This is a genomic window from Caminicella sporogenes DSM 14501 (assembly GCF_900142285.1).
Classification (GTDB): Bacteria; Bacillota; Clostridia; order Peptostreptococcales; family Caminicellaceae; genus Caminicella; species Caminicella sporogenes.
Window position 1 is genome coordinate 1 of sequence record NZ_FRAJ01000004.1, and the last position, 24,619, is coordinate 24,619.

Below are 24,619 nucleotides of genomic sequence, written 5' to 3' on the forward strand. Positions count from 1 at the left end.
GCCGCTTGCTTTAAAATATCATTCTCCATTTTTAATCTTTGATTTTCTTTTCTGAGTCTTATTAGCTCATTTTCTTCTTGGCTTCTATTGTCCTTTGCTTTAAATGAGCCTGATGTTGTATAGTCTTTAACCCACTTATTTACAGTCGATCTAGCAATGTTATATTCTTTTACTATTTCACTTGGACTTTTACCATCCTTGATTAATTTAACTATCTGTTTTTTAAATTCTTCTTTGTATCTTTTTGACCTATTAGACATGATTAACCTCCAATTTAAGTTTATTTATTATATCATGTCCGAGTTTTTTCTGTCTAATTAAGTGTAACCTATCCACAATATTAAAAAATTTATTGAGTTATATAATGAAAAAAACTTAGAAGAAGTGGAAAAGTATTTTAAAAAATCTACAATCAATTCTTATTTAAGAGAATTAAAATCAAAAAATATAAATCAAGTTTATTTGCCTAATAATGTTGCTCATAAAATTAACCTTACTTTTTATGCCTCTATTGGAATTTATGATTTTATTGAAAAAGTTATCAAAATAATTATAAAAGAATTAGCATTTGACATAAATTCTTCTTTTGGTAATATGTGGTATTTATTTGGTTTTAAAATAACTTATAATCATATACCAGCACCATTTTATTATGAAGAAGGTGGATAAAGTTGCAGTATATATATCATGTGTAAAATTAATTAGTATTTTATAGTTATTATTTAAGTCTAACCAACTTAAATAATACTACTTAAGTAATAAGGCCTTATTACAATAATTTTTAAACTAAATAAAATAAACTAAAAAGGTCATCATACATCTTTTTAAAAAAGATGATGATGGCCTATTTGTGCTATAAACCATTATTCCACTCCTAAGGCTTTAAATACCGCATCTTCAGGACTTTGATAAAATGCTATCTGAAATTTTGCAAAAAGTTCTGGTGGTACAGTACTAATATCCGATGCTGACGCCATAGGAAGCAATATTTTTTTAGCCCCAGCATCAAAACAAACTTGTAATGTACTAGCAAGTTCTTCAACTTTATTTATTGTTCCACCAATACTCATAGAACCTAATATAACCATCTGACTTTGCACAGGTTTTCGTAATGCTCCTGAACACAATGCAATAAATGCTGCTAAAGATAATTCAGATGTTATTCCTATTCCTTGCAAATCTTGAATATGCATTAAAAAATCATTATTTTGTACCGAAATTGTTCCACTAATATTCTTTTTATTTGCTTTAAAATAATTAAAAGCAATATTAATACTTTCTTTAGCATCTCTATTTGAGCCAAGTCCAGTTCTCTCAAATTTCCCAGAACCATTTACTACTTCTGTTTCAATTTTGTAAACTCCTATCATACCAGAATGACTATGTCCAACTGTATATACATGCCCAGGTTTGCCTATTCCTTCTGGAATTAATTTGCCTCCACCTTGCTCTGGTACAGTTACAAATTCTTCATTAAAACTTTCTTTATCTATGTAAGAAAAATGAACATCATAAAACTCCATGCCACCAATTTTCTTCAATTGCTCTTTTACCCTTCTTCTTCCAACTAAAGCGTACCTTAGAATCTCCTCTATATCTTCTTTTTTAAATTCTCCATTAGGATATATGAGTTTTACAAGTCCAGAAACTGTTTTTCTAACTGCTATAACATCTCTTTGGTTTAAATTATTTCCTAATTTAAAGTATTTATCAAAAGCATCTGTGTAAGATCTTTTCCTCATTTCCCTAAAAAATTCTGCTAAATAATCTGTAATAAAACCATACTCATCTGTAAAATATTCTGGCCTAAATTTAGGAATCTCCCATCCCGGTATATAATAATGCATTCTATCAAAAAAAGCAGTATCATATGCCATTGCTTCAGGGAAAGGATCAAATAAATGAGATGTTTTTAATAATACATCGACACTTTGATTTATATTTCCAACAAAAACCATTGATGCTGAAGCATTTTTTTCTTCTTTTCCTCTTGCAAATGAGCCTGAAGCCATGTAGTCTTTCATTATTTGAATTCCATCTTTGTCTTTAAAAGTTATACCTGCTACTTCATCAAATGCTACTACATCCCATAAACCAACAAGTCCTATTTTTCTTCTCGCCATATTATAGAAAAGATTAGCAACTGTAGTTTGTCCACCTGATATCAATATAGAATTAGGAGAAATTTCTTTATAAATATGCGATTTTCCTGTTCCCCTCGGACCTAGTTCACAAAGATTATAATTATTCTCAACCAAAGGTATCATACGACATAACAAATGCCATTTAACATTTTCTTTTAATTGTGTTGGCTCCATTCCAATAGATCTTAGTAACACATCTATCCATTCATCTTTTGTAAAATATCTTCTACCATTAAATATTTCTTCAATATCCATATTAGGCATTTGAATTGGAGTTAGTTTTGATATATTAAAAGGACTTATTTCTTTAACTTCTTCATCGTAATAATAACTCATTTTTAAAATACACCAAATTCCACCTGATAGTAATTTTTCATACTCTTTTACATAATGAGGGGCTATCTCTACTCCTTTAAGTCCTAAATTAGAAAACTCTGCTTCATATATATCTTTCTTTTCATTAAGTTTTACCGTAACTTTGTCTATTACCGTATACTGACCTAATTCTCTAATTTTCGATTTGACTTTCTCTGCTTCATCAGGTCGAACAAAATTGTCAGAAAGAATCTTTTTAACTCTCTCCACACCCTCATTTATACTATCTTCATCATCAGTAGCACAATACATTCCTAACAAGTATTCGAGTACATATACAGGCACATTGGCTCCTTCTTTAATCTTTTTAGTTAAATCCTTTCTTACTACTCTACCTGCAAAGTACTTATTTAATTTCTCATTAAGGTTGAATGTTTTATCAGAACTTTCCATGTTCTTCACCTACTTTTTTAATATACTAAAAGTCAAAATCATTTATAATTGCTAAGTCAATGATAAATGGTATCTTTTCATAGATTTTATCTACTGTTTCATCTTCATCTTCTAGTATTAAATAATATTTCTTAGATTTATCATAAGGCTGGTCTTTTAATGTAAATTTCTCTCTAAATGTACGATCTTCTGGTTTAGATGATCTACTGTCAGCAATAATAATATTCTCATTTGAAATTCTGTTCCCTTCTTCATCTACAAAATATAATTTTAATCTTATAGGTATCTTTTTATCTTCCACCTTTTCTGTTTGGAAAAACTCCAAATATGTAATTCTGTTAGTAATCTTTCTTGAAATATTAGTTAGTTTCACTTCTACCTTTGTAGATTTAAATTCATTCTTTCGTATATTCTTGAATTTAATTACTGGTATAACTATTTCTTGCAAAGATGCTCCTCCATGAACATAATTTGCTCCTGCACCCTGTACTTTAAACCTTACCACACCTTTCGGTACTATTGCTTTTAAAGTAGTTTTATTCCCAAATATATAATTTAATGGAATTGATAACGTTCCTTCTATTTCAGGATTATCTTCTGTTAAAATAAATCTTCTACTTTCATCTAATGATTTTAAAGCAGTTTTCTGTATTTTATCGAATTCTTGTAATATTGACCTTCTATATATAAATCCATGATCTGATGTTATATAAATATTAGTTGCACTAACATTGTTTATTAGATTTCTTATAAGATTATTTAAATCGTCAAAAGTTTTTTCAACACCTTCAAAAATATCTCTTTCTGTTAATGACTTATCTCCTACAGCATCGATAACATTATGATATATATAAATCAAATTTTTGCCTTCAAAAATTTTCTTATAATCTTTTCTCCTCATATCTTTCATATCGTTGTACTGTATTGCTACAGCATTATCTGAATAATTAAGCAATATCTTTTGTCTATTTTCTGTTCCTTGGCTATTAATTCCATCTACTATAATTTCTGACTTGTCATTTATAATAATTTCTTTATGAGGGAGTAAACTTGCCATGCCAAGTTTAGTATACGAAGGTATAACCCCCTGCATAAAAGTTATTTCAGCCTTACCTCTTCTTTGTATATTTAAAATATCACTAAATTCTTTAGCAGCCTCATATCTTAAAGCATCAGAAATAATAACAAATACTCTTTCATTATTTCTTATATGAGGTGCTATATAATTCTCATAAAAATCTATTTGCTGTGTAATGCCACTAATTCTAATATCTTCTTTCAATTCACTTTCTATAATATCAGACCATTTAATAGATAATTCATTTAAATACCAATGTGTATAAGTATTTTCTATTAATTCTACCAATTTGCTAAATTTATCTTTGTTTTGAATTTTATCATACGAAATGTAAAATTTTCTATAGAAATAATCAAATAAGTAATATTCTTTTACATAGTTTTCTATCATTTCATAGGCTGTCGAACCTCTTAATGTTTTTTGAAGTTTATTTTCTAATCTTAAAATCTCCATAGCATAATATATTGCTTCATACTCATACTTATATTTGTTAAACCAATGACTTGTCCTTCTACCATTTATAATTTTTCTATATTTCTCATATTCGCCAATTCTTTCTATCAAATTATTTATTAATTTGGATATTATTTCTTCATCAAATGCTCTAAAAGTATCACAATTAATATAATTTTCTATATTCCACCTTGATAAATATTTTTTTAAATTAATTTTCTTTTCAATTCTATCAGCAAGAATATCGTAAATTTCACTATCAACTGAATGATTTATAAAATGACTTAAAAACACTATTGCATCAGACTGCTTATTTGATATAAATTTTTCCCAAGTATCAGGTAATTTTTCTTCAAGATTATAACTTAAATGAGTAATAGTAAACATAATCATAAGATGTTCAAGATTTTTATCTTCTAAATGGAATCCATACTTTTTCTCTACTAATTTCCAAAATACATCTATGTCTCCAAATCTTTTTATATCCTGTAAATATTTATTTTCTTCTTTAATTTCTTCTTTTAGTATAGTTCTCAATACTAATTCGAAATCTGCCACTGATAATTTGCATATAGTAGACAAAACTGCTATATGCATTTTCTCTTCAGTAAAGTTTTCTAATTTGTATGATGCAAACCTTTTATATCTTTCCTTATTCCCGAAAAACTTTAAATACTTTTTAAATGTATTTCTTAAACTATCATCTTTAACCCCTAAATCTTTCATTATTACAGTTGCTTTATCAGTAGAAAATTCACTGCTGTATTTTAAAATATCTAAAAGATAATTTTCCTTAGGAGAAGGCTTTGGAGCAGAAGAATATATTAAATAATTTGAATTCGTATCCAATTTTTCTAATAAATATTTTATATAAAAACTATTATTATCTTTTAACTCTAATATCTTTGCATTTTTTAATTCTAATTCATCTATATCTTCTACAAATTCACCATCTGAATCATACCAGAAAATTATATGTCTATTTTTACCATCCGAAAGTTCTTTATCAAAATTTTGTTCTAATATGTTTTTTATTTCTTTTAGATTCATAATTTAAACACCTCGAAACTCATTTTAATATTTATTAGCCATATCTATTGCCCAACTATAAATCTCTTGTCCCATAACCTGCCTTAAAATTTCTATCTTAAATCTTAGCTAATAAATTCGGTAGTTTCTTTTCTTCTAATTGAGATATTTTTATATCTTGAAACTTTGCATAATTTACTTTTACACCATCATCTAAATCTATTTCAATCCTTTTATTTGCAATGTAAGCAATGACTTGGTCATAAGTCATACATTCTACTATTTGTCTGTTAATTTTCTCTTTTCTTCTCCTTGCAGCAGTTTTTTCTTTTGTTGATATATCAGACTCAATTAAAATATCTAATCTCTTTACTTCTGCTTCATATTTCTTTTGAAGTTTATGAAGATAATCTGTTCTAACTCTCGCTACTGTTGAAGAATTATATCTATGCATATATATAAGAGCCTTAAATCCATTTTCTTTTCCACTGTCAAATAGCCAATAAATAGGTCTTTTCTTATATGTTTTTACATGGTCTTTATAAAAATCTTTTAAGAAATATCTTCTTATAGTCTGCCTTGAGGTTTCATTTGTTTTCTTTCCTAAAGTCTCTGCAATATAATCAAGATTTTCCTCTAATGTCTTCTCTCCAAAGGCTACTTTAACAAATTCTACAAATCTATTTACAATATCATCCTCAAAGTAATCATCATCCGTAATTGGTATAACATTGTCCATAGTCACATCTATAGATGACTTTTTCAATCCTTCTTTTGTATTAATCATAAGTTGTCCATTCTCAATTTTAAATTTATCTTTAAACTCTCCACCTGCATAAATTAATCCTTCTTCATCTAATGAATAGCGACCAAACATACATCCTACTGCATAGGATATGAATGATTTAATATCTCTTTCTCTATCGGCTTTTCTAATAGTAATATCTTTATCTTCTACTTCAGGTGTTAGTTCGTCTTGTAATCCGTAGATTTCAATGAATATTCTATTTAGTTCTTCTTCATATGCCTTTAACCTATTAAACTGTCTTTCTGTAAATTCTAACCAGTTATTAAAAGCTTCTTCTATTGTAGTAGCATCATTTTTATGGGCTAATAGAGGATGTTTCTTAAAATCCCATGAGGTTTCAAATGAATCCCAATCATTCTTACTTATTTCAATGCAAATTTTTGCTAATTGTTCTATTCTTTCTTTCGTACTCTGGCTAACATCATTTATTATAGGTAAATTCGCTAAATTTCCTGGCTGAAAATTTAATGTTGGATTTTGTATTTTTAAAAAATCAAATGTTAATTTTGAATTTAAAAATGCACATAAATATAATATATAATTATTATTTAGGAACATTGATGAACCACCGACATCAAAAAGGAAGCCTTCTTCACAAAATCTTACTCCAAAACTTGTCGAACTTATAAATGACCAAGTAATACAACTTTTGAATATATAATCTAAATTATAATTATGCGATTTTATTCGTCCTGTTTTTTCATCCTTGAAGTTTCGGATTTCTTGTCCATCATTTTCCCAGTTAACAACATATTCATTGTTCCCGTACCACTTTCTAAAATCTCCACCTTTATTATATGGAAACCACTTTAATCCACTTTCTTTCGCTTGTTCTCTATCCTTAAACCCAAAACCCACTTTGTTATAATCAACCTCACTCCAATATCTCAAAAACCTATTATTATCTGCTGTTGCCATACCAAGTCTTGTTTCTGCAATATCTCCTAATTTACTGCTATTTGCAAAAACCTCAATGACTCTATCAGTTACCCAATATGCAAATGGCTTACCCGGTATTTTTTCAAATCCTTTTTGATTACAACTATATCTATAATTTACATTAGGATTTTTAATTGCTTCTAATGTTTTTATTGGCTGATTATGTATACCCTTAAACTCAGAAAGTTTAATAAACTGTCCTTTCGTATTTAGTAGTTTATTTCTTAATACAAAAGTTCCTACAGGTATAGTGGCTCCTTCAAAAGCATTATATTCTAATTGAACTAATGCAGTTATTGTAGTGTTCTTCAATATATAATCTCTTAATTCTTCATATGATTTTATAAACCACCAAACAAATGGAGTAACAAGACCAATAAATCCAGTCTTCTCTATCCATTTTATACTTTTTTTAATAAATACAGCAAATAAATCAGTTTTTATACCATTATAGTATTGTTTAATATAACCTTTTAGTTTTTCCCCCATTCTACCATTTCCCATATATGGTGGATTAGTAACTAAAATTTGATATTTATTCGACATAATCTTTGCTTGTTTAATAAGTGGAGGCAACTTTTCTAAAATAACTTCTTTATATTGAAGTTCAAATAAATTTACTGTTTCACTATCTCTAATTTCTTCCAATCTTCTCTTAATAACATCAAAATCTATTTTTTTAACTTCTAGTATTGAACCATATTCCTTTGCATCATTAAATACTTCAATCAAATATTCTACATTTCTTCTTAATGCTTCATCTTCCTTTACAAAATAATCTATTGCTTCTTTCGGTATACCATTACTTTCTTGAATAGAACAAACATTTAACTGTATAGTCCTTCTAAATATCCTTCTACTCTTACTTCTAGCCTTCATCATAAGGGCAAAAGTCGCTAGTTGTCCTGCTCTATCATCTATGTCAAGTCCATAAAGATTTTTCTCTAATATAAGTCTTGGTATTTCTCTTTCTGGGTATCCTGCTTTTAAATAAATATCGTATAGTACATCAAATGCATACACCAGAATGTGTCCACTACCCATTGCAGGGTCTAATATTTTAATATCTTCTGGACTCAAATTTGGATTCTTTAATTCTTCTAATTTTTTTTGTACTTCGGGCTTTTGCTCTGCTTCTTCTAAATAATATTTCCATTTCGACTTTAATTCTTCATCAGGATGAGATTCTAACCAAAGTCTACCTAAAGAATTTTCTACTATAAATTTTACTATCCATTTTGAAGTAAAAATTTGGGTTGCTGCAGGTATGTCAAATTTATTAATTTTTTTTCGGTTACTCATACTACTATCAAATATAGCATCCCTTTTTTCTTGATTATAAAATTGATAAAGCCACCCTATTATCTCTACTTGGTCTTTATAATCTTCTTCATCTATAGATTCTACTAAATCTCTAATTACAGAACCTTCTGCTAATAAATTATCTGGGAGCAATAATTCTGTATAATCTGCTATCTTTTCAAATACTGTTGGCATAATTTTGCCTAACTGATTGCATTGTTTTACAAGTAAATATTTATATAAATCTTCTATCTCATTATTTTCTTGAAGTCTATATACAATTTCCCTGTTTAAATCTAATTCTTCTACTAAGTTTAATGCTTCTTTAATAATATCTGGCTCTTTTTTATTCTTATCAACAGAAGAAAGAACTCTAACCCCTATTGGTAGATAATCATTTACCTCCATAAATCTAAGAGCGATAAATCTATTGAACCAAGTATATGCTACTTCCTCAATAACTTGCTCAAAACCTTTTTCTTTAATTTTTTCTATCAATCTTTCTCTCTGCTTGATTTCATATTCTTTATATATTCTACTGTTTTCTCTACCTTTTATTTTAAATCCACCTTCAAATTTTTCTATATCCATTATTTCTTCTTTGGTTATACCCAACTCATAAGCCTTTTGAGTTATATCTTCTATTAGTTTCTTCCTTGCTCTTACAGCAAAACTCTTTATTGCACTTTTGTTCATGGTCATTTCCTCCCAATTGTCTAGATCAATTTAAGTATTGTGTTTTCTTTTAATTCACTTTCTAATTTTCTTCTAATGTCATCTAAAAGTTTCTCTATATCTTCTTTTGTTTCAATGGTTGTTGCACAATGAAGAATATTTGCTATACTGATATTTACAACTTTTTTTGTTCTATATCTTTCTTCATAATCATCGTTTACAATTTCAGGCCCATATTCTTCAAGTTCTGGTTTTCTCTTTTCCTTTTCTTTTTCTATTTCATTAAAACATTTAATTTTAAGTCTATCAGATTCTTCTTTCATAGCAATGGCTTCATAGAAATTATTAGCAGAATCTAATCGGTTTAACAAATCGTCAAATTGAGATTTAAACTTAGAACTTAAATCATCTTTAAAATCATATAATTCAAGTTCTCTCATTACCTTCTCATAATCACTTACTATTACTTGTCTCACAGGTTCACATTCTTTTTCTAATAATTCGATAAATCTTCTAACAAATTCATCTATAAGTTTTGGCAGTTTTTGAATTTGTGAGTAAGGTCTTTCTGATTTAATAATTTTTTCAATTTCACTTATTATCTTTATTGCTTCTTCATCTACAACATAAGTCTTATTTTTCTCATATATTTCTAATTTTTCAACTGCTTTATCAAATACTTCTTTCTGATTTTTAAAGAATTTCTTAACATCATAAACATCTTCTTCATAATCTAATAAGTCATCTTTTAATTCATATACTCTTTCAAAGAATTCTTTTGCATCTTTTATCTTAATAATTTCTTCAAATAAACTTTTTCCTTTTTCCAATATTTGTTTTCCTGGATATCTAGTACCATCTCTATACTCAGATAATAATTTCATAATACTATCAGGACTTTTATAAAGTTCATTATCGCAAAGTTCTTTAAATCTATTTATTAATCCATCTTCATCCGAAGGCATTGCTGTATGATTAAATAATTCTTTAGCAAGATATTTTACATTAGAAATATATTTTGCAGGTGTCTTTGTTCTCTTTTTAATAATTAATCTATCTAAGTAATCTCTTTTTGTTATATACTTAATTAAATCTTTATCTGAAGTATTAAGGTATTCACTGCCAAGTTGTAATTTTATTTCTTGTGATTTAAACAATTTTAATACAATTCCTCTTATATCATCTTCTCTCCAGCCATAAGGTGCTTTTGAAAACAAATCAATTAGCGTCTTTAATGTAATTGGTATATTTCTCTCAGTATTTCTTTCTATATAACTATTTACTTCTTCTATCGCTAATTTATTCGGCATATCATCAATTAACTTAATCTGCATATTATCTTCTAGTAAAATATCATGTAAATCTTTAGTACTGTCTATAAATTTAGTTATATAGTTTAATTTACTATACATGCTATCTATCAGATATTTAAAACCTTCATTAATCCTTTCAACAGGATGCTTTGGTTTAATATTTAACTTCTGTAAATTAGCATATATATCCGCATTTTTTAATGCTTCTATTAATAATGTAGTTACTCTTTTTTTCCTTTCTGCTATTTCTCTTGATTTTCTAATTTTTATTTCTTCAATTTCAGGAATAGATTTTGTTCCACCTTTTCTTTGTAGATATGTTTGAATTCTTAGGATCTGATCTATTTCTTCTAAAAAAGATGTATCTGCTGGCAGTTTAACTATTAAATTATTCTCTCTTGCTGACATCATTCTTAATTCATTCTCTGTAAGTTCAACTCCAGTATCATAATATGGAGTGATAATTTTTAGCCCTATTTCACTTTTCTGAGGTGATAAAAATCTATCATCAATGATTTTGTTAAAATCAAAATAATATCTTGCATTATATCTATATTTTTTCTCGTCATATATACCATTAAATATTTCTTCTCCTGCTTTTAAAATTACCTCTCCCATATCTACAGGAATATGTTGAATCTCTTTATTTACATCTTGTTCAGCATGAGTAAGAAATATATATTCATTTCCGTTTTTTTGAATTAATGTTTCTTTTAGTAATCTTTTTAAAGAACTCTCTATCTGTTTTTTAAGTTCAATTTTATTATCATCTATATGTTTAACCATCAAAGTTGCAATATTTTCAATGTTTGAAGGCATTTCTTTTACATATTTGATCAAAAACAAGACTTTCAAAACTTCTACATCTTGCTTGGTTAAATTATCATTATCTTGAGCATGTAAGATTACTGCATTAATATTAGAATCTAAAAATGCCTCTATTGTTTCATAAAATGCTGAAAAAGGAATAAGTACTCCTTCTTCACAATCTGCATATGCAATAGCTGCTTCTTGAAAAGCACTAAGTAAAGACCTCTCACCTTCTGATAAATGCTTCCCACTAGCACCATGAAGCCTTATACCAGTAAATACAGACTGAAGCAAATTAAACTGATATGGTATAAAAGGATATACTTCTATAAAATCATCTACTGATTTATATGTTTTCATTTCTGGTGTATCTGCTGAAAATGTTATAAGATTTTTTATTATCGCTTCTTTCTCTACATATAAAAGTTTCAATGTTTCTTTTGCTGTATCATTCTTAAGTAGTATACGCTTTTTTATTACTTCATCTACATTAGCACTAGATAGATTAATTCTTGTATTAAATCTTCCTTGTATTTTTGAAAAGTCATTTCCTTTTACTTTTGTTATCGAATCAATATCTTGCTGTGATGTTACTATTACCCATGCTCTTCCACCACACTGTGTTCCTAAATCTTCAACTACTGTCTGAAGGTTTAGCATAAGTTTAGCATCATCACCTATATACTGGCCAATTTCATCAACTAAAAAAATTACATGATGATTTCCACCCTTTGATTCAATGTATTCTCTTACCCTACTAGCAAACTTTTCAACACTTAAAGAATAGTTTTCTTCTGCTCTATTAAACCAATTTTTTGCTGCTTCAATACTCATTTTCGTTGTTGCTGCTAAAGCTTCTACTATATTATCTTCTTCAAAGTAAAAATCTTCTCTGGCTTCTTCCCATGTATTCCCTGAAAGTTCTTTAAATTTTGCTTTAAAGGCCTCATATGTACTATCCTTAACCATTTGTCTTTCTAAGTCTGCAACCCATGGTATTGAACCACAAAATCCCTGCATTTCATTAAAAACTTTATTGAATACTTTTACAATAGCATCTTTATTTGCTTTAGAATCAGAATCTGACTTAGAATCTATGTTAAATAAAATAATATCAGCACTAACATCTCCTGCTATTTTCATGTCTGCTAAAACTAAAGGGTCTTTAATCTTATCCTCAAAAAAACTTACGGCTTTTTTGCCATTAGCCTCTCTATTTTCAAGTAAATAAGATAAAATCTTTAAGAAGTGTGATTTACCACTTCCAAAGAAACCACTAATCCAAACTCCCATTTTATCTGTATAATTATTAATACTTTTTTTATATGCTTCAAAGAAATCACTAAAATGTTTTGAAAGCTCTTTAGTAACTACATATTCTTCTAATTCCTGATACACATTCATATCATCTTCTTGACCAATTTTAATAACTCCTTTTATATCCCTCTCGATGTCTTTATAAAACATTTTTCTAAGTTGCATTTTTTATCCCCCCTGATGTTTATCTCTCAATTAATTTAAATGCTCTATAATAGTTATCATCTTTAATCTCATTAAATAATTGCAATTCTAAGCCATCATAAGTTCCTGGGAAAAACAAAATGAGTGGAACTTCATCTATAACCGAATGTAATGTATTTAAAACTGTATGTGATCTTATAATAGGCCAAGCCTTTCCAACACCTGTTAAAAATACAATGTCATTTTTACCAACTCTTTTTCCTATATAATCAACCACTAAATCATTTTTTTGTGTTAATCTAAGTGTTTTTTTAATAGCATTGATTATATATTCAGTTCCCTTCTTTTTTTCCATATCAAAAACTTTGTCTAAATAGCCTTTGCTTTCTAATATTTCTAATATAATTTCATATAAATCAAATTCCTTTATTTGAATTTCAGAATCATTATTATTAATTTTCTGTTTTAAAAATTCTATATGCTTTCTTACAATTATTTCATCTTTAGGATCATAATCGAATATATAATATCCGATTTCATTTCCTAATCCTTTATTCTCTCTAAACCTTTTTTCTAATAACTTAGGTAAAATCTGATCTAATCTTTCATAAATTGTACTCATCTATATCTCTCCTATCATAGCCTCTAAATAAATTTGCTCACCTTTTTCTTTTAAATAATCTATTATTTCTTTCTCCATTATTGGTGGTGTTATTTCTATATCTTTTTTATGTTTCTTAATAAATCCTGCTTCATTTAAAATCCTTTTATAAACTTGTTTTAATTTGTAAAAAGTATAATCTTTCCATGACGCTATTTGTTTACTTTGCTCTGCTTTCCTTTGAAAAAAGATACTAAAATCTTTATCTGTTATAATAAAATCTTTTAATAAATATTTCTCTCTATATACTTCAATCATAAAATCAAAAAATAATCTATCAGTCTTTAATATGCTGTATAATGCCACCTGCTTACTAGTTTCTAAATTACCATTAACAATTTTATCCAACAAAAATTCATCTAAAACTTTAAGTCTTTTTAGTATCTTTGAAGCAATTTCTTTTTTTCTACTATCTGTATTAACTAAAAATATATTATCCTCAATGGCTTTTCTTTTTATGTCAATATCATTAAAACCTTGTAATTTAAGAGTTGCAGCCTTTTTAAGTTCTAAATATAAAAAAGGCATTGATTTTAATGTAGATGTATATTTTAACATTTTTATACAATCTCACCTCTTTCTCGGTCCACTTTACACTTTGATTTTAATTATATCACATATACATTTATAATCGCCAAATTCTTTATACGAAAATATTTAATTTTCATTGACCTTTTATCAAAACTATAAAAAAAAGACCATAAAACATGGTCATATCTTTCAAATTAATGGTATTGTTCATTTACTTGTAAATCTATGTTATCAAAATCTAAACTAAATGGTGGCAAAATCAAAATAACATCTGCTGTAATGCAGATGTTATCAATATACGAGCAAGTCTATAAGCCGAGTTCTGTATTAGATAGCCATCTATCTAGGCCTACTGTTGCCAGCAGGCTCATGCGACCTACCAACGGGACGGCAGCGGGCAACCACCTTTTTTAGTCCCTACTTGGTCTTGCTCCAGGTGGGGTTTACATAGCAGACTAGTCGCCTAGCCTCTGGTGAGCTCTTACCTCACCTTTCCACCCTTACCAGTAAAAACTGGCGGTATATTTCTGTTGCACTATCCTTGGAGTCGCCTCCACTGGGTATTACCCAGCACCCTGCCCTATGGAGCTCGGACTTTCCTCATCACTTATATAAAGTGACGCGGCTATCTGACTTACTCGTAAATATTTAATTTTAAAGACAAGATATATATTAACATGAACAAATATCATTGTCAAACGGAAATTTTTTCTTATTTATATATATGTAAATGGATTAATATTTAAATTTGAACTTATTATTTCTAAATCATAATTTTTACTTTTTAATTTAGTTATTAAATACTCTTTCAAAAACTCACAAATGATATTTTCTGTTTCAAAATGCCCAGCATCTATAACAGTAAGCCCTAACTCAGAAGCATACTGTGCATCATGATATTTTATATCACCTGTTATATAACAATCACATCCACTTCTATATGCATCAATTATGAATTCAGCTCCACTTCCAGTACATATAGCTACTTTTCTTATTACTTTATGTTTATTTCCTATTAATCTAATAGCATCTGCTTTTAATTTTTCTTTTAATTCAACAGCTAATTCCTTTAAAGTTTTTTGTATTGTCAAATGACCTATTCTTCCAAATCCAAAAACCTCAAATTCATTTTCCAGTGGAAATATATCATATGCAACTTCTTCATATGGATGAACTTTTAGCATCTGATTTATTACTTTAGACAAATTATTTGATGGAACAATAGTTTCTAATTTGTACTCTTCTACTTTTTCTAAATTGTTTAAACTTCCTATAAATGGATTTGAACCTTCAAGTGGCTTAAAAGTACCTATGCCAAGTGTTTTAAATGTACAATGACTATATTTCCCAATATGTCCAGCACCAGCTAGTGAAATAGCCTCTCTTACATCATCAATATTTTCTTTTGGAACAAATACTGCTAATTTATAATATTTTGTTTTATGCGTAATCTTTAAAGGCTTTAAATCATCTAAATTCAATAATTTAGCAATATAATCACTCGTTCCACCTACTGCAATATCCAAATTTGTATGTGCACAAAACAAATTAATATCATTTTTTATCAATTTATTAATTACTTTACCTATAGGTTCTGAATAATTTATTTTTTTTATTGGCTTAAATATCAATGGATGATGAGTTATTATCATATCAGCTTTTTTTTCGATTGCTTCATCTACTACTTTATTATTAACTTCGAGACATACCATTATCTTTTTTATTTCTTTTGATATACTTCCTATCTGCAGGCCTACATTATCCCAATGCTCTGCTAAAAATGAAGGAGCTAATTCTTCCATCATCTCTATAACTTTACTGCATTTCACAGACATCTTTTCAACTCCTCGAATTTTTTTATTTTTTCTCTACATTCTGCCATCTTACTTTTAGCATTAATCGAATTTTCTTTTTCTACCATTTTTAAAATTTGATTATATTTTTTTATCTTCATATCAATAAAATCTTTTAATAGAGGGTCTTTACTTTCTATTAATTTCTTTCCTACTTCAAAATATATTTCATCTTCCATATTCATCTTTCCCTTAGTTACCACTAAAATTTCATACATCTTTTCATTTTCTCTAGCTAATTTTTCATAAGTTATATTAAATCCATTTTCCATAAGCCATTTTCTAAGTTCATCTTGAGCTACCATAGGTTGTAATATCAATGTATCTATTGTTTTTGCAATATCAAAACTTTCTTCCAATATTTTTCCTATAAGTAAACCTCCCATACCTGCAATAATTGCAGTTTGAATTTCATTACATTTAAAAGGTTTAAGTCCACTTCCTAATCTCGTTTCTATAAATTCACTTAAATTATACATTTCAATCGTTTTTTTTGCATTATCAAGAGGTCCTTTATTTATATCAGTAGCAATAACTTTATTAGTTATTTTGTTTTGTACTAAATATACAGGTATGTATCCGTGGTCAGTTCCAATATCTCCAACAACCGTATCTTTAGGAACTAAATCCGCTATTGTTTGCAATCTTGGCGATAATTTCATATACATCCCTCTTTTTATTTTTATTATTTAACTGAATAATTAAATATATATTTATAAAAATAATATTATGGAGGTGATAAAAATCAGTAAAAGAGAAAATTTTTCTAATAGTGAAAAACATGAACCTACGTTAGTACATTTCAGTTGGGGCGGTACTACTCATGAATGGGAAGAAGAAGCTGACCAAATAATGCATTATCTTCAAGATAAACTCGACAGTAAAGAAGATGATATAGAAAAAGAAAAGAAAATACAGTATGCAAGCCAAAAACAGTACTGGCTGGATTATGATAAATAATAAATTATAAAGATTCGCTAAAATGCGAATCTTTATTATTCTAAATAATCTTTTAATTTTTTACTTCTGCTAGGATGTTTTAATTTTCTTAATGCTTTAGCTTCTATCTGTCTAATTCTTTCTCTAGTAACATCAAACTTTTTGCCTACTTCTTCTAATGTCCTAGCTCTTCCATCTTCTAAACCAAATCTCAATTTCAAAACTTTTTGTTCTCTAGGAGTAAGTGTATCTAAAACTTCTATTAACTGCTCTTTCAGCATAGAAAAAGCAGCTGCTTCTGCTGGAGCTGGTGCATCATTATCAGGAATAAAATCTCCTAAATGACTGTCTTCTTCTTCGCCAATCGGGGTTTCTAAAGAAACAGGTTCCTGTGCTATTTTTAAAATTTCTCTAACTTTTTCAACTGTCATATCCATTTCTTTTGCAATTTCTTCAGGGCTAGGCTCTCTACCTAATTCTTGAAGCAATTGCCTAGAAACTCTTATGAGTTTATTTATCGTTTCAACCATATGAACAGGAATTCTTATAGTTCTAGCTTGATCAGCTATTGCTCTAGTTATAGCTTGTCTTATCCACCATGTAGCATAAGTACTAAATTTATATCCTTTTCTCCAATCAAATTTTTCAACAGCTTTAATCAAGCCTAAATTTCCTTCTTGTATTAAATCTAAAAACAACATTCCTCTTCCAACATATCTCTTTGCAATACTAACAACTAACCTCAAATTAGCCTCGCATAATCTTCTCTTCGCTTCTTCATCACCTTGCTCCATTCTCTTGGCAAGTTCTATTTCCTCTTCAGCTGATAAAAGAGGAACTTTTCCAATTTCTTTTAAATACATTCTTACAGGGTCATCTATACTAATACCTTTAGGCATTGATAAATCAATAGCAACTTCTTCACCATCAGAAATATCATCATTATCATTTATATCAAGTACAACATCTTTATCACCTATTATTTCAATTCCCATAGAAGTCAATGAGTCATAAACTTCTTCTATTTGATCCTTATCTATGTCTATATCTTCTAATGCATCCATTATTTCAGTATAAGTCAGTGTACCCTTTTTCTTCCCCTGTTCAATCAATTTTTTTACTGATTTCATCTTATCATCATTATTTTTCTTTTTACTCATTTGACTTCCCTCCCTTCCATACAAACTTTACATTTAACCTTCCATTAATTTTTTCTCCATTTCTATTAATCTTCTCAACTCTCCACATAGCTCATTTATCCTAACTACATCTCCTTTTCTTTTATTTTCTTGTTTTTCTAATAGTTTTATTTCATTTTTAATCGATTTTATTTTTTTATCTATATTAAATCTTTTAAGCGATAGTGTAAGTTCACATATTGTTTTATCAATATCTTCATAAGGAAGTAAGTTTTTAATTATACCTCTAAGCATTTTAGCTTCTTCAATATCCAGTTCATCTATAAATAAATTAATATCTATTTTTTTATCTTCTTCATATTTTTTACCTAAAACAGAAAAAATATTTCTAAGTAATAAATTTGAAAAATCTTCTTCAGTTATATGAGATTTTATTTTATCATATTCTGTTTTGCTTATCATGCAAAGAGCTATAATTTTTTTTTCGATTTCAACTAAACCATCTTTCAATACAGACTTAACTGGTTTTAAATGAACTAATCTTCTTACATCATTATAATTATTTTTTTTACTTTTATAATCTTTTTTAAACTTATTATTGCCATAAATTTCCGAATTTATTACATTTGCAGGAACATCTGTTTCCTTAGAAAGTTTTTTTACATAAATTTCTCTTTCCACTGGACTTTTTATTAGTTTTTTGATAATTTCTATAGACTCCTGTAAAAAATGTATTTTTCCTTCATTTAAGCTTAAATCATATTTTTTCTTTATTAACTCTATTTTATAATCAAGAAGAGGCAAAGCATTTTTTATCTTCTCTAAAAAACTATCTTTTCCATTTTTTCTAATATATTCATCTGGATCCATATTTCTATCAAGTTTTATTACCTTAACCTTACAACCAACTTCATTTAAAACATCTAAACCTCTAATAGTAGCTGATTCTCCAGCAGTATCTGAATCGTAGGCAATTATTACTTCATCACAATATCTTTTGAGTAATTCTCCATGGTTTGCAGTCAGAGCAGTACCTAATGTAGCAATTACATTTTTTATACCATATTGATATAATGCAATAACATCCATATATCCTTCAACAAGAATTAATTTTCTTTCTTTTCCCAATTCACTGCGAGCTAAATTTAAACCATAAAGTATATTTCTTTTATTAAATATCAAACTTTCAGGAGAATTCAAATACTTAGGGATTGAATCATCTAGCACTCTTCCTCCAAAACCTAATATCTTTTTTGTAGTACTTATTATTGGAAATATCACTCTATTTCTAAATCTATCATAATACCCACTCGACTTTTCTCTTTTTATTACAAGCCCTGCTTCATAAATAAGTTTTTGAGAATATCCTTTCGCTAATAAATACTTATTTAGTGCTTCCCAATCATTTATTGCATATCCAAGTCCAAATTTTTTGATTGTTTCAATATTCAATCCCCTTTTTTTCAAATATCTTATGCCTTCATTGTCATTTTTAGTCAAATTTTTATAAAAAAATATGGCAGCTTGTCTATTAATTTCGTAAAGTTTTTGTTTTTTTATATAAATTTCTTGATTACCATTATTTTCTTTATATTGTTCTATATTTATTCCTGCTTTTTCTGCTAAAAATTCTAGCGCATCAATAAAATCCAAATTTTCTATATTCATAATGAAATTAATAACATTTCCTGCTGCACCACAACCAAAGCAGTGATAGAGCTGTTTATCTTGCGATACCATAAATGAAGGTGTTTTTTCAGTATGAAAAGGACATAATCCTTTATAATTCCTACCTGTCCTTTTTAAATTTACATACTCAGATATAATATCAATGATGTCATTACTATGCAGAACTTCATCTATCAAACTTTCAGAATATCTTCCAGCCATATCACTCACACCTAAATGAAATATATTATTATATTTTCTCTATAAATTGTCAATTTCCTCTTAAAACAACAAAAAAAATGACCTTTTTGAAAGTATTAAGAACATCGACTCTCCATAATTCGACATTTTTCCTTGATTTCCTTCTAAATAATTAAAATTCTAAAATAATGAATTTTCTGAATAGTTTTAAAAATTATTGTCTTATACCCAAAATTTTGGAACATAAATACTCATAAATTTGTTTACAGCATATCTATCGGACATTCCTGCAATATAATCCTTTACAATTTCTTCAATATCTACTTTACAGTCTATTTTATTATACATATCTTTAGGTATTTTATCAGGATTATTTATAAAATAATCATAAAGCTCATAAATAATATTTTGTGCCTTTACTTCTTCTCTTTTTGCTTCTTTATTTAAATAGACATTTTCAAACATAAATTTCCTCAATTTATTAGTAGCAAATAAAACTTCATCACTCATCATAATAATATTTTTACCATAACTGTTTTTAATTATATCAACTATCATTGTATTTATTCTTTCTCTATTCGTTCTACCTAGTATTTTAATACAATCTTTTGGCAACATATTATAATCAAGAACTTTAGCTCTAATAGCATCATCAATATCATGATTGATATATGCTATTCTGTCACTAATTTTTACTATTTGTCCTTCTAAAGTCTTTGGCATATTGTCGCCACTATGATTTAATATCCCATCTCTAACTTCATATGTCAAATTTAATCCATTTTCTCCATTTTCCCTCTTTTCTAATACATCTACAACACGCAAACTCTGCTCATTGTGCTTAAACCCTCTACTGTGAATTTTATTAAGAGCTACTTCTCCACAATGTCCAAAGGGAGTATGTCCTAAATCATGTCCTAAAGCAATTGCTTCTGTCAAATCCTCATTTAATTTTAAAGCTCTGGCTATTGTTCTTGAAATCTGTGAAACTTCAAGGGTATGTGTCAATCTAGTTCTATAATGATCACCTTCCGGAGAAAGAAATACTTGTGTTTTATGTTTAAGTCTTCTAAAAGCTTTTGAATGTATAATTCTATCTCTATCCCTTTGAAAGTCAGTTCTAATTTCACATTTTTCTTCAACATATTTCCGCCCCTTTGTTTCACATGCCTTAACTGCAAATTTTGACAGATTATTAAGTTCCATTTGTTCAGTTATCTCCCTAATAAACATTTAGTCAGCCCCTCTTGAAAATTAATTTTTATTTTCTTTATATTGTATATATACAACAATGACCTATTTAATTCCTTTAAAATTAAATTTTTAACTAAAAAATAGGTGCATATTTTTGCACCCATCTTTTAGTTGCTGTTTCTTATGGCAGCCTGAGCAGCTGCAAGTCTAGCTATTGGTACTCTATAAGGAGAACATGATACATAATCTAAACCTATCCTATGGAAAAAATCTATTGATTGAGGCTCTCCTCCATGTTCACCACATATTCCAAGCTTAATATCTTTTCTCGTCTGTCTTCCTAAATTAATTGCCATCTCCACTAATTTTCCAACACCTACTTGATCTAATCTTGCAAATGGATCTTTTTCAAATATTTCTTTTTCTCTATATTCATTTATGAATTTTCCAGAATCATCTCTTGAAAATCCAAAAGTCATCTGTGTCAAATCATTTGTTCCAAAGGAAAAAAATTCTGCATGTTTAGCTATCTTATCTGCAATTAAAGCTGCTCTTGGCACTTCAATCATTGTTCCTACCTTATAAGCAATTTTCATTCCTTTTTCTGACATTATATTTTCTGCAGTCTGATTTATAAGCTGTTTAATAATTTCTATTTCCCTTTCTATTCCCACTAATGGAATCATTATTTCAGGTTTTATTTCTATGCCAAATTTTTCTTTTACTTCAATTGCAGCTAATATTATCGCTTTTACCTGCATTTCATATATTTCTGGATAGGTAATTCCAAGTCTACATCCCCTATGTCCAAGCATTGGATTAAATTCCTTAAGTTCCTCAATTTTATCTTTCAAAGCATTAAATTCTACTCCTATTTCTTTTGCAAGTATTTTTATATCTTCGTCTTTATTAGGTAAAAATTCATGAAGTGGCGGGTCTAAAAGTCTTATTGTTACAGGTCTACAGCCCATTGCTCTAAAAATACCAATAAAATCTTCTTTTTGAAATGGAAGTAATTTATCTAGAGCTTTTTTTCTTTCTTCAACAGTTTTTGAAATTATCATTTCTCTTACTGCCAATATCCTATTTTCTTTAAAAAACATATGCTCTGTTCTACATAGACCAATTCCTTCTGCTCCAAATTTAACTGCTATCTCTGAATCTCTTGGAGTATCTGCATTAGTCCTAACTCTCAATCTTCTAAACTCATCAGCCCATTCCATTAACACTCCAAAATTTCCAATCAAATCTGCATCTTTAGTTTCTATAATTCCTTCATATACTTTTCCCGTATTACCATCAATAGAAATAAAATCTCCTTCTCTATAAACTTTATCACCTGCTCTAAATAGCTTATTATGTTCTTCTATTCTTATTTCGCCACAGCCAGCAACACAGCATTTACCCATTCCTCTTGCAACCACAGCTGCATGAGAAGTCATTCCGCCTCTCGCAGTTAATATTGCTTCAGCTTTTACCATACCTTCAATATCTTCAGGAGAAGTTTCCACTCTAACAAGTATAACCTTTTCTCCACTGTCAGCTGCTTTAACTGCATCTTCAGCATTAAAATAAATCTTACCTGTAGCTGCTCCCGGTGAAGCAGGCAGTCCCTCAGCTATTTTTTTAGCCTTTTTAAGTTCTTCTGACTTAAAAGTTGGATAAAGAAGTTGTCCTATCTGCTGAGGATCAATTCTCATTACAGCTGTTTTTTTATCTATAAGCCCTTCATTTGCCATATCTACTGCAATATTTACAGCTGCCTTTGCCGTTCTCTTACCATTTCTAGTTTGAAGAATATATAACTTTCCTTCTTCTATTGTAAATTCTATATCCTGCATATCTTTATAATGATTTTCTAAAATCTCAGTAATTTTTACAAATTCATCGTAAACTTTTGGCATTATATTTTTCAGTTCTGAAATAGGTTTTGGAGTTCTTATACCAGCAACGACATCTTCACCTTGCGCATTTAATAAAAATTCACCAAAAATTTCTTTTTTACCAGTAGACGGATGTCTTGTAAATGCAACTCCTGTTCCAGAATTTTCTCCCATATTTCCAAATACCATAGACTGAACATTAACAGCTGTTCCTAAATGATGAGGAATATCATTTATCTTCCTATATACTATTGCTCTTGAATTATTCCAAGAATCAAAAACTGCTTTTACAGCCATCATCAACTGCTCTTCGGGGTTATCTGGAAAATCTATCCTTGCTTCTTTTTTTATTAAATCCTTGTATTTTTTTATCATTTCTCTTAAATCATCAATAGTAAGTTCAGTATCATTTTCTACCCTTTTTTCCATTTTTACTTTTTCCAAAACACTATCAAATTTATATTTAGGAATACCTAGCACTACATCTCCAAACATTTGAATAAATCTGCGATAACTGTCATAAGCAAATCTTTCATTATTTGTCTTTTTACTCAATCCTTTAACAGTTATATCGTTAAGACCAAGATTTAATACTGTATCCATCATACCCGGCATTGATATTACTGCTCCTGACCTTACTGATACTAACAGCGGATTTTCTGAATCACCAAAAACTTTACCTGTTTCCCTTTCAAGTATTTTTAAATTGTTAAATATCTGTTCTTTTATTTCTTTATCAATTTCTCTATCACATTCATAATACCTATTACAAGCCTTTGTTGTAATAGTGAAACCCGGTGGTACAGGTAATCCTATTTTGTTCATTTCTGCTAGATTTGCTCCTTTACCACCTAATAAAGATTTCATCTCCTTATTTCCTTCACTAAAAAAATATACATACTTTTTCAAAATTCCCACTCCTTCCAATATATCTCAATTTATATAATACCGTTTTCCCTCATAATATCTAAAATAATACCTGCTGTTTCTTCTACTGCTTTATTTGAAACATCTATGATAGCACAACCTATCTTTTTCATAACTTTTTCTGCATAATCAAGTTCCTCTAAAATTCTATCGAGATTAGCATATGATGCATTATTATTTAATCCTAAAGCTTTTAATCTTTCCTGCCTAATTTCATTGAGTTTTATTGGATTTGCAGTTAATCCTATAATTTTCTTTGGAGATATTTCAAATAATTCATCTGGTACAGGAGCTTCAGGTACTAACGGTACATTAGCAACTTTTATATTTTTATGAGCTAAATACATACTTAAAGGTGTTTTAGATGTTCTAGATACACCAATTAATACTATGTCGGCTTTCTTTATGCCTCTTGAATCCTTTCCATCATCGTATTTTACAGCAAATTCTATTGCTTCAACTCTATTAAAATACCTTTCATCTAATTTCCTTATAACACCGGGTTCATTAATAGGTTCTATTCCTAAAACACTATGTAAAGAATTCATAACTGAAGACATAATATCTACATATTCTATGTTATTTTTTTCACATTCATCTATCAATGTCTCTTTTAATTCATCAATTACTGTGGTAAATATAATTATAGAACGAAATTTTTTTGCTTGTTCAATTATATCAAATATTTGTTCACTATCAGAAATATATGAAAATCTTTTTATTATATATTTAACATCTTCAAATTGACTTATTGCCGCCTTTGCTACTTGTTCAGCTGTTTCTCCTATCGAATCAGATACAATATACACATATAATTTATCCTGCATTATATTATTCCTCCCA

Annotated in this window: 16 protein-coding genes and 1 other RNA gene; 2 read left to right on the forward strand and 15 right to left on the reverse strand. The window is 28.3% G+C overall.

Annotated features, from left to right (window positions below; translation table 11 throughout):
* Positions 1-260 (reverse strand): transposase (locus tag BUA90_RS02170; RefSeq protein WP_143146258.1); only part of this gene is annotated, 260 nt, incomplete at its 3' end.
* A 124-nt stretch (positions 261-384) separates the two neighbouring features.
* On the opposite strand from BUA90_RS02170, the gene BUA90_RS02175 reads away from it, so the two are divergent.
* Positions 385-669: a hypothetical protein gene (locus BUA90_RS02175; protein WP_072965762.1), complete on the forward strand. Its 285-nt coding sequence runs from the start codon at positions 385-387 to the stop codon at positions 667-669.
* A gap of 194 nt (positions 670-863) precedes the next feature.
* Here BUA90_RS02175 and brxL read toward each other — a convergent pair whose 3' ends face one another.
* From brxL to BUA90_RS02220, 9 genes are all read right to left on the reverse strand, one after another.
* Positions 864-2,912 carry a protease Lon-related BREX system protein BrxL gene (brxL, locus tag BUA90_RS02180; protein ID WP_072965763.1) on the reverse strand — a complete coding sequence of 683 codons (2,049 nt, stop codon included), beginning with the start codon at positions 2,910-2,912 and terminating at the stop codon, positions 864-866.
* A gap of 25 nt (positions 2,913-2,937) precedes the next feature.
* Positions 2,938-5,493: a BREX-1 system phosphatase PglZ type A gene (pglZ, locus tag BUA90_RS02185; RefSeq protein WP_072965764.1), complete on the reverse strand. Its 2,556-nt coding sequence runs from the start codon at positions 5,491-5,493 to the stop codon at positions 2,938-2,940.
* Positions 5,494-5,590: 97 nt separating this feature from the next.
* Complete coding sequence (gene pglX / locus BUA90_RS02190) at positions 5,591-9,217, reverse strand: BREX-1 system adenine-specific DNA-methyltransferase PglX (RefSeq protein WP_072965765.1); 3,627 nt, start codon at positions 9,215-9,217, stop codon at positions 5,591-5,593.
* A 20-nt stretch (positions 9,218-9,237) separates the two neighbouring features.
* A complete protein-coding gene (gene brxC / locus BUA90_RS02195; RefSeq protein ID WP_072965766.1) occupies positions 9,238-12,801 on the reverse strand; it encodes a BREX system P-loop protein BrxC in 3,564 nt (1,187 codons plus the stop codon).
* A gap of 19 nt (positions 12,802-12,820) precedes the next feature.
* Positions 12,821-13,402: a DUF1788 domain-containing protein gene (locus BUA90_RS02200; protein ID WP_072965767.1), complete on the reverse strand. Its 582-nt coding sequence runs from the start codon at positions 13,400-13,402 to the stop codon at positions 12,821-12,823.
* Positions 13,403-13,999: a DUF1819 family protein gene (locus BUA90_RS02205; protein ID WP_072965768.1), complete on the reverse strand. Its 597-nt coding sequence runs from the start codon at positions 13,997-13,999 to the stop codon at positions 13,403-13,405.
* A 268-nt stretch (positions 14,000-14,267) separates the two neighbouring features.
* Positions 14,268-14,613: RNase P RNA component class A (rnpB, locus tag BUA90_RS02210), an RNA gene on the reverse strand.
* A gap of 75 nt (positions 14,614-14,688) precedes the next feature.
* Positions 14,689-15,807 (reverse strand): Nif3-like dinuclear metal center hexameric protein, encoded by a 1,119-nt coding sequence (locus tag BUA90_RS02215; protein WP_072965769.1) that lies wholly within the window; start codon positions 15,805-15,807, stop codon positions 14,689-14,691.
* Positions 15,798-16,487: a tRNA (adenine(22)-N(1))-methyltransferase gene (locus BUA90_RS02220; RefSeq protein WP_072965770.1), complete on the reverse strand. Its 690-nt coding sequence runs from the start codon at positions 16,485-16,487 to the stop codon at positions 15,798-15,800. The genes BUA90_RS02215 and BUA90_RS02220 overlap by 10 nt, the downstream gene beginning before the upstream one ends.
* Before the next feature lie 67 nt (positions 16,488-16,554).
* Here BUA90_RS02220 and BUA90_RS02225 point away from each other — a divergent pair, with 67 nt between their 5' ends.
* Positions 16,555-16,785 (forward strand): hypothetical protein, encoded by a 231-nt coding sequence (locus BUA90_RS02225; RefSeq protein WP_072965771.1) that lies wholly within the window; start codon positions 16,555-16,557, stop codon positions 16,783-16,785.
* 35 nt (positions 16,786-16,820) lie between these two features.
* Here BUA90_RS02225 and rpoD read toward each other — a convergent pair whose 3' ends face one another.
* From rpoD to BUA90_RS02250, 5 genes are all read right to left on the reverse strand, one after another.
* On the reverse strand, positions 16,821-17,924 hold the full coding sequence (gene rpoD / locus BUA90_RS02230; RefSeq protein WP_072965772.1) for an RNA polymerase sigma factor RpoD: 1,104 nt from the start codon (positions 17,922-17,924) through the stop codon (positions 16,821-16,823).
* Positions 17,925-17,957: 33 nt separating this feature from the next.
* Entirely contained in the window at positions 17,958-19,793 is a 1,836-nt protein-coding gene (dnaG, locus tag BUA90_RS02235) for a DNA primase (protein ID WP_072965773.1), read from the reverse strand.
* 201 nt (positions 19,794-19,994) lie between these two features.
* The gene (locus BUA90_RS02240; RefSeq protein WP_072965774.1) at positions 19,995-21,005 is read right to left on the reverse strand and encodes a deoxyguanosinetriphosphate triphosphohydrolase; all 1,011 of its coding nucleotides are present in this window, start codon (positions 21,003-21,005) and stop codon (positions 19,995-19,997) included.
* Positions 21,006-21,133: 128 nt separating this feature from the next.
* Positions 21,134-23,761 carry a pyruvate, phosphate dikinase gene (ppdK, locus tag BUA90_RS02245; protein ID WP_072965908.1) on the reverse strand — a complete coding sequence of 876 codons (2,628 nt, stop codon included), beginning with the start codon at positions 23,759-23,761 and terminating at the stop codon, positions 21,134-21,136.
* Between the two features lie 26 nt (positions 23,762-23,787).
* Positions 23,788-24,603 carry a pyruvate, water dikinase regulatory protein gene (locus BUA90_RS02250; RefSeq protein WP_072965775.1) on the reverse strand — a complete coding sequence of 272 codons (816 nt, stop codon included), beginning with the start codon at positions 24,601-24,603 and terminating at the stop codon, positions 23,788-23,790.
* Between the last annotated feature and the right edge of the window lie 16 nt (positions 24,604-24,619).